The following is a 14240-nucleotide window of genomic DNA, read 5'->3' as shown; positions in this document are numbered from 1 at the left end:
TGCGGGATTTGGTCACCGTTCGAAGGGACCATCGGCCCCGTTCCGTGCCGGTTCGCCGGTTCTAGGGTCGAACTGTTGGCAGCAGTGTCGTGAAGGAGCCAGACGTGTCGATGGAGCCGAACGCCGCCGAGACCCTTCTCCGCGCGGGGAGGTTCTTCTCCCGCGCCGCAGGCGCCGAGGTCTCCGGGGACCTGCGCTCGGTGCACCTCACCGGGGGCCGTGAGGGCGAGTCCTTCTACCGGGACCGGTGGAGCCACGACAAGGTCGTGTACTCCACCCACGGGGTCAACTGCACGGGCTCGTGCCGGTGGAAGGTGTACGTCAAGGACGGGATCATCACCTGGGAGACCCAGGCCACCGACTATCCGTCCGTCGGCCCCGACCGGCCCGAGTACGAGCCGCGTGGCTGCCCCCGCGGCGCCTCCTTCTCCTGGTACAGCTACTCCCCCACCCGGGTCCGCTACCCGCACGTCCGCGGCACGCTCCTGTCGATGTACCGGGAGGCGAAAAAGCGACTGAAGGACCCGGTGCTCGCCTGGGCGGACATCCAGCGCGACCCGGTGCGCCGCCGCACCTACCAGCAGGCCCGCGGCAAGGGCGGGCTCGTGCGGGCGAGCTGGGAGGAGGCGATCGAGATCGCCGCCGCCGCGCACGTCCACACCATCAGGGAGCACGGCCCGGACCGGGTGGCCGGCTTCTCGCCGATCCCCGCGATGTCGATGGCCTCGCACGCGGCGGGCGCCCGCTTCCACTCGCTCATCGGCGCGCCAATGCTGTCCTTCTACGACTGGTACGCGGACCTGCCGGTGGCCTCGCCGCAGGTGTTCGGCGACCAGACCGACGTACCGGAGTCGGGTGACTGGTGGGACGCGGCCTACCTCCTGATGTGGGGCTCCAACGTGCCCGTCACGCGCACGCCGGACGCGCACTGGATGACGGAGGCCCGCTACCGGGGCCAGAAGGTCGTCACCGTGTCGCCGGACTTCGCGGACAACACCAAGTTCGCCGACGAGTGGATGCACCCGCACCCGGGCACCGACGGCGCCCTCGCGCTAGCGATGGGGCACGTGGTGCTCAAGGAGTTCTTCGTCGACCGCGAGACCCCGTTCTTCGCGGACTACGTGCGGACCTACACCGACCTGCCGTTCCTGGTGACCCTGCGGGAGACCGGACGGGGCCTGGTGCCGGGGAAGTTCGTGACCGCCGCCGATCTCGGCCTGGACACCGAGAACGCCGAGTGGAAGACCGTCCTCGTCGACGACGCCACCGGCGCGCCCGTCGTGCCGAACGGCACGCTGGGCCACCGCTGGGGCACCGGCGGCGAGCCGGACTGGAACCTGGACCTCGGGGACGTGCGGCCCCGGCTCTCCCTCCTGGAGGAGGGCGAGGCCGCCGAGGTGGTGCTGCCGCGCTTCGACGAGGAGGGCGAAGTGCTGCGCCGGGGCGTCCCGGTGCGACGCCTCGGCGACCGCCTCGTCACCACCGTGTACGACCTGCTGCTCGCCCAGTACGGCGTCGGCCGCCCCGGTCTTCCCGGCGACTGGCCCGGCTCGTACGAGGACGCCGCCGCGCCCGGCACGCCCGCCTGGCAGGAGACGCTGACCTCGGTCCCCGCGGCGCAGGTCGCCCGCGTCGCCCGGGAGTTCGCGGACACCGCCGAGCGCTCGCGGGGCCGCTGCATGATCCTCATGGGCGCGGGCACCAACCACTGGTTCCACTCCGAGACGATCTACCGCGCCTTCCTCGCCCTGCTCACCCTCACCGGCTGCCAGGGCCGCAACGGCGGCGGCTGGGGCCACTACGTGGGCCAGGAGAAGTGCCGGCCGGTGACCGGCTGGGCCACGCTCGCCTCCGCGAGCGACTGGGGCCGGCCGCCGCGGCACATGATCGGCGCGGGCTGGTTCTACCTCCACACCGACCAGTGGCGGTACGACACGCTGCCGGCCGAGTCGCTGGCCTCCCCGCTCGGCGAGGGCCGGTTCGCGGGTCTCTCGGGCGCCGACTGCCTCGCGGCGGCGGCCCGGATGGGCTGGATGCCCTCGTACCCCACCTTCGACCGCAACCCGCTCGACCTGGGCGAGCAGGCGGACCCGGTCGGCGACACCGTGCGGGCGCTCCAGGACGGCACGCTGGGCTTCGCGGGCGAGGACCCGGACGCGCCGGAGAACTGGCCGCGGGTGCTCACCGTGTGGCGGGCGAACCTGCTCGGCTCCTCCTCCAAGGGCAACGAGTACTTCCTCCGGCACCTGCTCGGCACCCACTCCAACCTGCCGGAGGGCGGGCCGCGTTGCTCGCCGCGCGACGTCACCTGGCGGGACGAGGACGTCGAGGGCAAGCTCGACCTGCTCCTGTCGCTCGACTTCCGGATGACGTCCACGACCCTGCTGTCGGACATCGTGCTGCCGGCCGCCACCTGGTACGAGAAGCACGACCTGTCGTCCACGGACATGCACCCCTTCCTGCACGCCTTCACCCCGGCCGTCGACCCGCCCTGGCAGGCCCGCTCGGACTACGACGCCTTCCTCGCACTGGCCCGCCGCTTCGGCGAGCTGGCGAAGGAGCACCTGGGCGTGCGCAGGGACCTGGTGGCGACCGCGCTCCAGCACGACACCCCGGGCGGCGAGATGGCGCAGCCGGGCGGGGTGGCCCTCGACTGGTCGAAGGGCGAGTGCCCTCCGGTGCCGGGGCGGAGCATGTACAACCTGACGGTCGTGGAGCGGGACTACGGGGCGGTGGGCGAGAAGTTCGCCGCGCTGGGGCCGCTCGTCGACGAACTGGGCGTCACCACGAAGGCGGTCACCTTCGAGGTCGGCGAGGAGGTCGCGTACCTGGGCGAGAAGAACGGCCGGGTGCGGGGCGGCGTCGCCGACGGCCGGCCGCGGCTGGACACGGCGCAGCGGGCCTGCGAGGCGATCCTCTCGCTCTCCGGGACGTCGAACGGGCGCCTGGCCACCCAGGGCTTCGAGACGCTGGAGAAGCGGGTCGGCACGGAGATGGCGCACCTGGCGGCGGAGGCCGAGGGCAGGCGGATCACCTTCGCGGACACGCAGGCCCGGCCGGTGCCGGTGATCACCTCGCCGGAGTGGTCGGGCAGCGAGTCGGGCGGGCGCCGCTACACCGCCTTCACCGTCAACACCGAACACCTCAAGCCCTGGCACACGCTCACCGGGCGGCAGCACTTCTTCCTCGACCACGACTGGATCCACGAGGTCGGCGAGGCCCTGCCGGTCTACAAGCCGCCGCTGGACATGCACCGTCTCTACGGGGAGCCGGAGCTGGGTTCGACGGACGGACGGGAGGTCGCGGTCCGCTATCTCACCCCGCACAACAAGTGGGCGATCCACTCCCAGTACCAGGACAACCTGTACATGATGACGCTCGGCCGCGGCGGGCAGACGATCTGGATGTCCCCGCAGGACGCCGAGGCGATCGGCGTCAGGGACAACGACTGGATCGAGGCCGTCAACCGCAACGGCGTGGTCACGGCCCGCGCGATCGTCTCGCACAAGATGCCGGCCGGCACGGTCTACATGAACCACGCGCAGGAGCGCACGGTCGGCGTGCCGAAGACGGAGCGGACCGGCCGCCGCGGCGGCATCCACAACTCGCTGACCCGCGTGATGCTCAAGCCGACCCATCTGGTCGGCGGCTACGCCCAGTTGACCTGGGCCTTCAACTACCTCGGCCCGACCGGGAACCAGCGCGACGAGGTGACGGTGATCCGCCGCCGCGACCAGAAGGTGGAGTACTGATCCCATGCCCCGTGACAAGGTCACCATCGGACGCGTCATGGCCCAGGTGGCGATGGTCATGAACCTCGACAAGTGCATCGGCTGCCACACCTGCTCGGTCACCTGCAAGCAGGCGTGGACCAACCGGCAGGGCACCGAGTACGTCTGGTTCAACAACGTCGAGACGCTGCCCGGCCAGGGCTATCCGCGCCGCTGGGAGGACCAGGAGCGCTGGAAGGGCGGCTGGGAGCGGACCCGCTCGGGGCGGCTGCGGCTGCGGGCCGGCGGCCGGCTGAAGCGGCTCGGGCAGATCTTCGCCAATCCCGAGCTGCCGGAGCTCGACGACTACTACCAGCCGTGGACGTACGAATACCGGAACCTGACCGAGGCGCCGGCGGGCGACGACCTGCCCGTGGCCCGCCCGGTCTCCCAGCTCACCGGCGAGCCGCTCGACACGGTCGAGTGGGGCCCGAACTGGGACGACAACCTGGGCGGCGCGCCCGAGCACGGCCCGAAGGACCCGCTGGTCGAGAAGGTCCGGGCCCGCCGCGACGAGGTCGGGGAGAAGATCCGCTTCGAGTTCGAGCAGAGCTTCATGTTCTATCTGCCCCGGATCTGCGAGCACTGCCTGAACCCGGCGTGCGTCTCGTCGTGCCCGTCGGGGGCGATGTACAAGCGGGAGGAGGACGGGATCGTCCTGGTCGACCAGGACGCCTGCCGGGGCTGGCGGATGTGCGTGACGGGCTGCCCGTACAAGAAGGTGTACTTCAACCACGCGACCGGCAAGGCGGAGAAGTGCACGTTCTGCTTCCCGCGCGTGGAGGTCGGCATGCCGACGGTCTGCTCCGAGACCTGCGTCGGCCGCATGCGCTACCTGGGCGTGATGCTGTACGACGCCGACAAGGTGGCCGAGGCGGCCGCCGTGGAGGACGAGCACGACCTGTACCCGGCGCAGCTGGAGGCGTTCCTCGATCCGCACGACCCGGCGGTGGCCGCGGCGGCCCGGGCGTCGGGGATCACCGAGGAGTGGCTGGACGCGGCCCGCCGCTCGCCCGTGTACGACCTGATCGCCACCTACCAGGTCGCGCTGCCGCTGCACCCGGAGTACCGGACGATGCCGATGGTCTGGTACGTGCCCCCGCTCTCCCCGGTCGTCGACGCGGTCGCGGCGACGGGCCGGGACGGCGAGGACGCGGGCAACCTCTTCGGCGCGATCGACGCGCTGCGGATCCCGGTCGAGTACCTGGCGGAGCTGCTGACGGCCGGCGACACGTATCCGGTGGAGGCGGTGCTGCGGCGCATGGCGGCGATGCGCGCCTACATGCGGGCCGTGAACCTGGGCGAGGAGCGGGACGAGTCGGTCGCGAAGGCGGTCGGCCTGACGGGCGAGGAGATGGAGGACATGTTCCGGCTGCTCGCGGTCGCCAAGTACGAGGACCGGTACGTGATCCCGACGGCGGCGCGCGCGGACGCGGACGCGCTCGCCGACGCGCATCCGCTGGAGGCGGAGTGCCCGGTGGCCGAGAAGCGCGTGATGCTGAACCTCGGCCCGACGAGGAGGTCGGCGTGAACCCCACCGCCGTCGTCCGGCTGGTCGCCGCACGCTGTCTGCAGTACCCGGACGAGCTGCTGTACGCCGAACTGCCCCTGCTGCGGGCCGCCCTGGACGAGCTGCCGGAGCCGGGTCCCCTGGCCGGCTTCCTCGGTCACGTCGAGGGCACCGACCCGATGGACCTCGCCGCGCACTACACGGACACCTTCGACACCCGCAACCGCCGCTGCCTCTACCTGACCTGGTGGACGGACGGCGACACCCGGCGCCGGGGCCTGGCGCTGGTGCGGATGAAGCGGATCTACCGCGCGCACGGTCTGGAGTTCGCCGGTGACGAGCTGCCGGACTTCCTGCCCGCGGCCCTGGAGTTCGCCGGGCAGCACGTCGACGCCGGTACGGAGCTGCTCCAGGAGCACCGGGCCGGTCTGGAGCTGCTGCGGCTCGCGCTCGCCGCCACCGGCACCCCGTACACCCGCGTCCTCGAAGCCGTCTGCGCGACCCTGCCCGGGCCCTCCCCCGCCACCAGGCAGGAGGCGAAGGCGCTGGCCCGCTCCGGCCCGCCGCGCGAGCTGGTCGGACTCGAACCCTTCGGCCCCGGGGTGGAGCTGCCGTGGCCGACGACCCGCCCGGAAGGGATCACACGCTGATGGACCTGTTGCTCTGGGGCGTGCTGCCCTACGTCTCGGTCGTCCTGCTCGTCGCGGGCACGGTCTGGCGCGGGCGCCACGACCGCTTCGGCATCACCACCCACTCCTCGCAGCTGCACGAGTCGCGGCTGCTGCGGATCGGCTCGCCGCTGTTCCACTTCGGCATGGCGTTCGTGGTCCTCGGACACGTCGTCGGTCTGCTGGTCCCCATGTCGTGGACCGACGCGATCGGGCTGAGCGACCACGCCTACCACCTGATGGCGGTGTCCACCGGCGCCGTCGCCGGAGTCGCCGCGGCCGTCGGCATCGGCATCCTCGTCTTCCGCCGGCTGCGGGTGCCGGCGGTGCGGCGGGCGAGTCTGCGCAGCGACCGCGTGATGTACGGGGTGCTGCTGGGCGCGATGGCGCTCGGGCTGCTCGCCACCGTCCTCAACTCGACCGGCACGACGGACGGCTACAACTACCGGGAGGGCGTCTCGGTCTGGTTCCGCTCGCTGTTCACGCTGCGGCCGGACTGGTCGCTGATGGCGGGGGCGCCGCTGGTGTTCAAGCTGCACGTGCTGTTCGGGTTCACGCTCTTCGCGCTCGTCCCGTACTCCCGGCTCGTCCACATGTTCGCCGCTCCGGTGAAGTACCTCTTCCGGCCCTTCGTGGTCTACCGGCGCCGCCGCCCCGGCGGGGTCGCCGTCCGCGAGCCGAAGCGCGGCTGGGACCGGGTGTCCTGACCGGCGGGCCGGTGCCGGGCCGCCACCCACATGGCCCCCTGCCCCGCGCGGGCGTACGCCGGGCGGCCCACGATGGGGGCATGCCGATCTCCGCCGCCCAGCGTCCCGCCCGGCGCGCTGCCCAGAGCGCCGCCCTGCTGACCGCGACCGCTCTGCTCGCCGCGACCGCCGGGTGCTCCGACGACGGAGGCTCGGCGACGCCCGAGTCCACCGGTCCGAGCGGGCTCGACGCGCTCGCGGCGCAGCGGCTCGAATGGGGGCCGTGCCTGCCGCCGTCCCCGGCGGAGGGCGGCGGTCCCGCACCCACGCCGCTGCCCGGCGGGACGCCGTGGGAGTGCACCTTCATGACGGCGCCGCTCGACTACGCCAAGCCCGACGGCGAGACCGTCGACCTGGCCCTGATCCGCGCCAGGGCCGCCGACCGCGGCCGGCGGATCGGCTCGCTCCTGTTCAACTTCGGCGGCCCCGGCGGCTCCGGCGTCACCGGCCTGCCCGGCTTCGCGAGCGACTTCGAGACCCTCCGCTCCCGCTACGACCTGGTCTCCTTCGACCCGCGCGGGGTCGGCCGCAGCGCACCCGTCGAGTGCGCGAGCGACAAGGAGCTCGACGCCTTCTACGCGCTCGACTTCATGCCCGACGACGCCGCCGAGGAGCGGACCCTCTCCGACGCGCAGAAGAAGTACGCGAACGGCTGCGAGAAGAACTCCGGACCCCGGCTCCCCCACGTGGGCACCGAGAACGCCGCCCGCGACATGGACCTGATGCGCCGGGTCCTCGGCGACGACAAGCTCCACTACTTCGGCATCTCGTACGGCACCGAGCTCGGCGGCGTGTACGCCCACCTCTTCCCCCGGAACGTCGGCCGCGCCGTCTTCGACGCGGTCGTCGACCCCTCGGCGGGCGTGGAGGAGGGCGCACTCGGCCAGGCGCGCGGCTTCCAGCTCGCGCTGGACAACTTCGCCAAGGACTGCGTGGACCGCGCCGAGGAGTGCGTGCTGCCGGGCTCGACGGTCGCCGAGATCGAGGAGTTCGTCATCGGCCTGCTCGCCGAGCTCGACGCGAAGCCGATCGCGGGCATCGGCGACCGCAAGCTCACCCAGACCCAGGCCGCCAACGGCATCGCGCAGGCGCTGTACTCGCAGGAGTTCTGGCCCTATCTGGAGCAGGGCCTCGACGAGGCCGACGGCGGCAACGGCGCGCTGCTGCTCGCCCTGTCGGACTCGATGAACGGCCGCAGCCAGACCGGGAGTTACAGCAACATCCAGGCGGCGAACGCCGCCATCAACTGCGTCGACTTCAAGGAGCGCTACACCCTCGGCCAGGCCAAGGAGCGGCTCCCCGAGTTCCGCAAGACCTCCCCGGTGTTCGGCGACTTCATGGGCTGGGCCCTCGCCAACTGCTCCCCGTGGCCGGTGCCCGGGACCTGGGAGAACCCGGACGTCTCCGCCGCCGGCTCCGCCCCGATCCTGGTCATCGGCAACACCGGCGACCCGGCCACGCCGTACGAGGGCGCCCGCTCCATGGTCGAGGCCCTCGGCAAGGGCGTCGGCGTGGAGCTCACGTACAAGGGCCAGGGCCACGGCGCCTACAGCAGCGGCGACGCGTGCGTGAAGGCCGCGACGGACGCCTACCTGCTCGAAGGCAAGGTGCCGGCCTCCGGGACCGTCTGCCCGTAGCGCGTCCGGCGCCGCCTACGATGGCGGTCCGGTACGGATCAGGGGGTGGCGCATGGGGCGCTCGTTCATACGCGGTGGCATACGTACGGGGGCGGCCCTCGCCGTCGGAGGACTGCTCGCGGCGGGCTGTACGGCCTCCGGTGACGGCGCCGTCGCCGGTGACGACCCCAAGCCCGCGGCGACCAGCCCGTCCGCCCGGCCGTCCGCCTCGGCGAGCGCCGCCGCCGGCGGCCCGGCGCTGCCCGCCGCGCTCACCGGGCAGCGGCCCGACTGGCGGCGCTGCACCGCTCCCGAGGGCGGCGAGGCCCCCGGCTCCTCCTGGCGCTGCGCCACCGTCAAGGTGCCCTTCGACTACGCCAGGCCCGACGGCGCGACCATCCCGATCGCGCTGATCCGCAAGGAGGCCGGGTCCAAGGACGCCCGGCTCGGCTCGCTGCTCTTCAACTTCGGCGGTCCCGGCGGCTCCGGCGTCGACATCCTGCCGCGCGGCGCCGCCGAGTACACGGCCCTCGGCAGCCGCTACGACCTGGTCTCCTTCGACCCGCGCGGCGTCCAGCGCAGCGCGGGCGTGGTGTGCCGGGACGACGCGGAGCAGGCGAAGGCCGAGCGGACCGTCGACTACACGCCCGACACGGCCGCCGAGGAGCGCGCCTTCCGCGCCGACGCCGCCGCCTTCGGCAAGGGCTGCGAACGCCGCTCCGGACCGGTCATCTCGGCCACCACGACCAGCAACACCGCCCGCGACATGGACCTCATCCGCCAGGTCCTCGGCGACGCGAAGCTGAACTACTTCGGCATCTCGTACGGCACGCAGCTGGGCGCCGCCTACGCGCACCTCTTCCCCCGGAACGTGGGACGCATGGTGCTCGACGCGGTCGTCGACCCGACCGCCGACGCGGTCGGCCACGCCCGCAACCAGACCGTCGGCTTCCAGCGGGCCCTGGACAACTACCTGAAGTCCACCGGCCAGGACCCGAAGGAGGGCACGGCCCGGATCGTCCGGCTCCTGGAGAAGCTCGACCGCCGGCCGCTCGCGGTCGGCGACCGGCGGCTCACCGACTCCCTGGCCCTGACCGGCGTGGTCATGCCGCTCTACTCGCAGCAGAGCTGGCCCCTGCTCACCTCGGCGCTGGACAAGGCGGAGAACGGCTCGGGCGCCGAACTCCTCGCGCTCGCCGACTGGTACAACGACCGGGACGCCACCGGCCACTACTCGACCCAGTCGCACTCGCAGCGGGCGATCTCCTGCGCCGACTCCGCCGAGCGCCCCACCCTCGACCAGGCGCGGGCGCTGCTCCCGGAGTTCCGCCGCCTCTCCCCCGTCTTCGGCGCCTTCCTCGCCTGGGACACCGCCGGCTGGTGCGCAGACTGGCCGGTGCGGGGCGAGTACAAGGTGATGGACGCGAGCGCTCCCGGCGCCGCCCCGGTCCTGGTCGTCGGCACGACCGGCGACCCGGCCACCCCGTACGAGGGCGCCGAGCGGATGGCGAAGGCGCTGGGCCCGGGCGTGGGCGTCCTGGTCACCAACAAGGGCGAGGGCCACGGCGCGTACGGCTCCGGCGCCTGCGTCACGAAGACGATCGACGCGTACCTGCTGAAGGGCACGGTCCCGGCGAACGGCACGACCTGTTCCTGACGGCCGCGCGCAGCCGGAAGGCCCCGGACCTGAACCAGGTCCGGGGCCTTCCTCGTACCGCCGGGAAGGACCGGTTCTAGTAGACCGGCTTCTCGGGCTCGATCTGGTGGACCCAGCCGATCACGCCGCCGCCGACGTGCACCGCGTCCGCGAAGCCCGCGGACTTGAGGACGGCGAGGACTTCCGCACTGCGGACACCCGTCTTGCAGTGCAGGACGATCCGCTTGTCCTGCGGGAGGTCCTGGAGGGCGTTGCCCAACAGGAACTCGTTCTTCGGGATCAGGCGGGCGCCGGGGATCGAGACGATCTCGTACTCGTTCGGCTCGCGGACGTCGATGATGTCGATGTTCTCGCCGTCGTCGATCCACTCCTTGAGCTGCTTCGGAGTGATCGTGGAGCCGAGCGCCGCCTCCTGGGCCTCCTCGGACACGACGCCGCAGAAGGCCTCGTAGTCGATGAGCTCGGTGACGGTCGGGTTCTCGCCGCAGACCGCGCAGTTCGGGTCCTTGCGGACCTTGACCTGGCGGTACTGCATCTCCAGGGCGTCGTAGATCATCAGACGGCCGACCAGCGGGTCGCCGACGCCGGCGAGGACCTTGATCGCCTCGGTGACCTGGATGGAGCCGATGGACGCGCACAGCACGCCCAGGACGCCGCCCTCGGCGCAGGACGGGACCATGCCCGGCGGCGGCGGCTCCGGGTAGAGGCAGCGGTAGCAGGGGCCGTACTCGGACCAGAAGACCGAGGCCTGGCCGTCGAAGCGGTAGATCGAGCCCCACACGTAGGGCTTGTTGAGGAGCACGCACGCGTCGTTGACCAGGTAGCGGGTCGCGAAGTTGTCCGTGCCGTCGACGATCAGGTCGTACTGGCTGAAGATGTCCATCACGTTCTCGGCCTCGAGCCGCTCTTCGTGAAGGATCACGTTCACGTACGGGTTGATGCCGAGCACGCTGTCGCGCGCCGACTCGGCCTTGGAACGGCCGATGTCGGACTGGCTGTGGATGATCTGGCGCTGCAGGTTCGACTCGTCGACCTCGTCGAACTCCACGATGCCGAGCGTGCCGACACCGGCCGCGGCCAGGTACATCAGGGCCGGGGAGCCGAGACCGCCGGCGCCCACACACAGCACCTTGGCGTTCTTCAGCCGCTTCTGTCCGTCCATCCCGACATCCGGGATGATCAGATGACGGGAGTACCTGCGGACCTCGTCTACGGTGAGCTCGGCGGCCGGCTCGACCAGGGGTGGCAGCGACACGGAGACCTCGTCAATACAGATGGTCGGGATGTCAGTACGACACTTGTTCTCCGCACAACACTGCCACGGCCCTCCTCATTCCGAGACACCCCGTCCGATACGCGAGACAATTTCGTCCCAGTAGCCGGGCAGCGTATGGAATTGGTCGCTTTGTCCCGGGCGGCCCCTGCGGTCGGTCATGAACACCGTGCCGGCGCCCTGCCAGCGGGCGATCCGCAGCGCCTCCTCCAGGTGGGTCCGCGGCACCCCGTGGACGAGGTGCGCGAACTTGCGCGCCGGATAGTCGGCCGTCCACTCCGCGACCTGCGACCAGCGGTAGTCGGCCCAGGCGCCGGAGAAGGTGACCAGCTGGTCGGCGACCTCCGCGTAGCCCGGGTACGGGTGGGTGCCGTGGCCGAGGACCAGGTGGACCTCGTCCTCGCGCAGCGCCTCGAGGGTCGCGGCGATCCGCCGCACACCGGGCAGGCCGGCCCGGTCGGCCGGGGCGCGGTCCAGGTAGAAGCCGTCCGCCTTGTACCAGTCGAGGTAGCGCTGGGCGTCGGTGACGATCTCGCCGAAGGGCCGCGAGCCGTGGTCGAGGCCGAGGTGGCCGAGCACCCGGACGCCCGCGTTGCGCAGCCTGCCCGCCGCCTCCAGGCAGTGCGGGTCGGGCCGGTCGCCCGGCCCTTCGGCGACGTTGAGCACGGCCCAGTGGACCGGTGTGCCGGGGCGGGTGAGCTCGGCCCACTCGACGGGCGCGAGCAGGGGGTGGGCGTACCCCGGCACGCCGAGACCCGTCTCGGTGACCGTCCCGGCCGCCGTCCCGGTGGCGGTCAGATGCGACATGCCGCCTCCATCCAGATGTCGGCCAGTGACTCCTCCAGGTTGATCCGGGGCCGCCAGCCGAGCCGGTCGCGGGCGGTGCGGACGTCGGCCTGCTGCCAGGGTCCGCAGCCGTCGGGGTACGGGTAGGGCGCCGCGGCCAGCTGTTCGGCGATGGTCGCCTCGGTGCGCGGCGCGCCGATCACCGGGCGCGGCGGCGGCCCGTCGATCTCGTGCAGCTGACCGGCGTACCCGGCGACCCGGGCCAGCACGGCGGCGGCGTCGCGGAGCTTCACCGCGCGGCCGGTGCCGATGTTGACGACGCCCTGGGCGGCGGAGAGCGAGGCGGCGTGCACGGCGCGGGCGACGTCACGGACGTCCACGAAGTCCCGCTGCACGCCCAGGCCGCTGAGCTTCAGCTCGCCGTCGCCGGCCTGGATGGCACGCCGCATCGCCTCGGCGAGCCGGCCGAGCGGGGAGCCGGCCGGGGTGCCGGGGCCGACCGGCGAGAAGACCCGCAGCACGACCGCGTCGAGGCCGGAGCCGAGGACGAGTTCGGTCGCCGCGAGCTTGGACACGCCGTACGGGCCGCCGGGCCGGGGCACCGCGTCCTCGGCCGTGGACGAGCCGGGCTGGCTGGGCCCGTACTCGGAGGCGCAGCCCACCTGGACCAGGCGGGCCCCGCAGCCGCTGCGGCGCAGCGCCTCGCAGACGGTGGCGACGGCGACGGTGTTGTGCCGGGTCAGGTCGCGGGCGCCGCCGCGGGTGGCGCCCGCGCAGTTGACGACGACGCCGGGGTGCACGGCGTCGAGGAACCGGGTGAGCGCGCCGGGGCTGCCGGTCGCGAGGTCGAACCGGACGTCGGCGTCGTCGCCGCGCCCGAGGGCGGTGAGGTGGACCGCCGGGTCGGCGAGGAGGCGGTCGGCGACGAACCGGCCGATGAATCCGTTGGCTCCGAGCAGCAGCACCCTCATCGTGCGGCCCCTTCGTGCCGACCGGCCGTGGCGTGGGATCGGGGTGTCATGTCTCTTCCTTCTCCTTGGGAGGTCTTGCGTGGGGGCGCGCCCGCGGCGTCGGCTCCGCGGGTGCGGCGGTTCAGACGTGGGCGGAGGCCCGGGACAGCGCCTCGGTGGCGTGGACGAGCAGGGCGAGGGCGGCGAGGCCGCAGACCAGGGCGGGCACCGCCGCCGGGCCGCCGAGCGCCACGAGGGCGCGGACCGGGGCGCCGAGGACGTCGAAGCCCGGCAGCCGGGCGGCGAGGACGCTCGCGAGCGCGAGGCCCTCGGCCGCGCAGGCGGCGGCGAGGGTGCCGGCCGCGGCCTCCGGGAAGCCGTGCACGGCGAGCAGCCGGGCGAGCAGCAGCAGGGTGCCGAGCGCGAGGGCTCCCGGGTGGAAGCCGGTGAGGGCGAGCAGCCCGGCCAGGGCGGCGAGATGGAGCAGGACGCTGCCGAGGAGCAGCGGGCGGGCACCGGCCGCGAAGTCGGCGAGTCCCCGGCTGGCGGCGAGTCTGCGGCGGGCGCGGACCGCGAAGAGCCGGGCGCACCAGGCGGCCGGGGCGACGGACAGGGCGAGGGCGAGCAGCGGGCCGGTGTCGAACGCCCATCCGCCGTCGGCGACCGGGCCGTCCAGGACGGTGACGACGGCCGGGCCGCCGTCCGGCCCGCCGCCGAGGAGCTGGTCCAGCAGGCCGTCACCGGCCGCCGCGTAAGCGAGCAGCCAGAGCGTGCAGAGGGCCCCGAGGACGGTGGCGGACGCGGTGCGGCCGGCGGCGCGGAGCGGTCCGCCGCGTACCGCGAGGGCGAGCGAGGCGGCCAGGGCCGGCGCACCGAGGAGACCGGCGGTGATGTGCAGCCCGTCGGTGGTGACGGCGAGGGCGGCGGTGGCGAGTGCGGCGGCGGCGCCGGGGACGCAGGCGACGACGGCCCAGGCGCCGCGGCCGGTGCCGGCCGCCGGTTCCGGCGTGGTCCGGGCCGGTGCGGCCTCGCCGCGGGGGACGCGCGCGTACAGCTCCTCGGCGAGGGAGAAGACGTCGCGGTGCCGGAAGCGGGCGGCGGTCCGGTCGGTCACGCCGTGCGCCTCGAGTCCGGCGGCGATCTCCAGCGGGTCGACGGCCCGCTCGCACAGCTCGCGGTGGCGGTGCATCAGGGCCTTGACCGGATCGGCGGGGCCCCGCCGCGCGGGCCGTACAGGCTGCTGCTGAATCGCTTCGGCATGCCC

At 73.1% G+C, this 14240-nt stretch carries 10 protein-coding genes; 6 read left to right on the top strand and 4 right to left on the bottom strand.

Translation table 11 applies throughout. From position 1 onward, the window contains the following. Positions 1–110: 110 nt before the first annotated feature. The 6 genes from ACFWJO_RS34730 to ACFWJO_RS34705 all read left to right on the top strand — a co-directional run bounded on the left by ACFWJO_RS34730 (position 111) and on the right by ACFWJO_RS34705 (position 9967). A complete protein-coding gene (locus ACFWJO_RS34730; RefSeq protein ID WP_386871803.1) occupies positions 111–3752 on the top strand; it encodes a nitrate reductase subunit alpha in 3642 nt (1213 codons plus the stop codon). Positions 3753–3756: 4 nt separating this feature from the next. After that, positions 3757–5301: a nitrate reductase subunit beta gene (gene narH, locus ACFWJO_RS34725; protein WP_386871774.1), complete on the top strand. Its 1545-nt coding sequence runs from the start codon at positions 3757–3759 to the stop codon at positions 5299–5301. Continuing rightward, the gene (gene narJ / locus ACFWJO_RS34720; protein WP_386871772.1) at positions 5298–5930 is read left to right on the top strand and encodes a nitrate reductase molybdenum cofactor assembly chaperone; all 633 of its coding nucleotides are present in this window, start codon (positions 5298–5300) and stop codon (positions 5928–5930) included. The genes narH and narJ overlap by 4 nt, the downstream gene beginning before the upstream one ends. Then, entirely contained in the window at positions 5930–6655 is a 726-nt protein-coding gene (narI, locus tag ACFWJO_RS34715; protein ID WP_386871770.1) for a respiratory nitrate reductase subunit gamma, read from the top strand. The genes narJ and narI overlap by 1 nt, the downstream gene beginning before the upstream one ends. A gap of 80 nt (positions 6656–6735) precedes the next feature. Further along, the gene (locus tag ACFWJO_RS34710) at positions 6736–8331 is read left to right on the top strand and encodes an alpha/beta hydrolase (RefSeq protein ID WP_386871768.1); all 1596 of its coding nucleotides are present in this window, start codon (positions 6736–6738) and stop codon (positions 8329–8331) included. 52 nt (positions 8332–8383) lie between these two features. Next, complete coding sequence (locus ACFWJO_RS34705) at positions 8384–9967, top strand: alpha/beta hydrolase (protein WP_386871766.1); 1584 nt, start codon at positions 8384–8386, stop codon at positions 9965–9967. A gap of 76 nt (positions 9968–10043) precedes the next feature. Here the strand turns inward: ACFWJO_RS34705 and moeZ are convergent, their stop codons facing one another. From moeZ to ACFWJO_RS34685, 4 genes are all read right to left on the bottom strand, one after another. After that, positions 10044–11222 carry an adenylyltransferase/sulfurtransferase MoeZ gene (gene moeZ / locus ACFWJO_RS34700; protein WP_384421207.1) on the bottom strand — a complete coding sequence of 393 codons (1179 nt, stop codon included), beginning with the start codon at positions 11220–11222 and terminating at the stop codon, positions 10044–10046. Positions 11223–11297: 75 nt separating this feature from the next. Beyond that, positions 11298–12047 carry a spherulation-specific family 4 protein gene (locus ACFWJO_RS34695; RefSeq protein WP_386871764.1) on the bottom strand — a complete coding sequence of 250 codons (750 nt, stop codon included), beginning with the start codon at positions 12045–12047 and terminating at the stop codon, positions 11298–11300. After that, complete coding sequence (locus ACFWJO_RS34690) at positions 12035–12997, bottom strand: NAD-dependent epimerase/dehydratase family protein (protein ID WP_384421203.1); 963 nt, start codon at positions 12995–12997, stop codon at positions 12035–12037. The genes ACFWJO_RS34695 and ACFWJO_RS34690 overlap by 13 nt, the downstream gene beginning before the upstream one ends. Positions 12998–13118: 121 nt before the next feature. Beyond that, positions 13119–14240, bottom strand: a 1122-nt coding sequence (locus ACFWJO_RS34685) for a hypothetical protein (RefSeq protein ID WP_386871762.1), incomplete at its 5' end; no start/stop codon positions are given.

Source organism: Streptomyces sp. NPDC127092, assembly GCF_042722475.1.
Classification (GTDB): Bacteria; Actinomycetota; Actinomycetes; order Streptomycetales; family Streptomycetaceae; genus Streptomyces.
The sequence above is the reverse complement of the archived record's forward strand: the minus strand, read 5'-3'. Positions and strand labels throughout refer to the sequence as shown.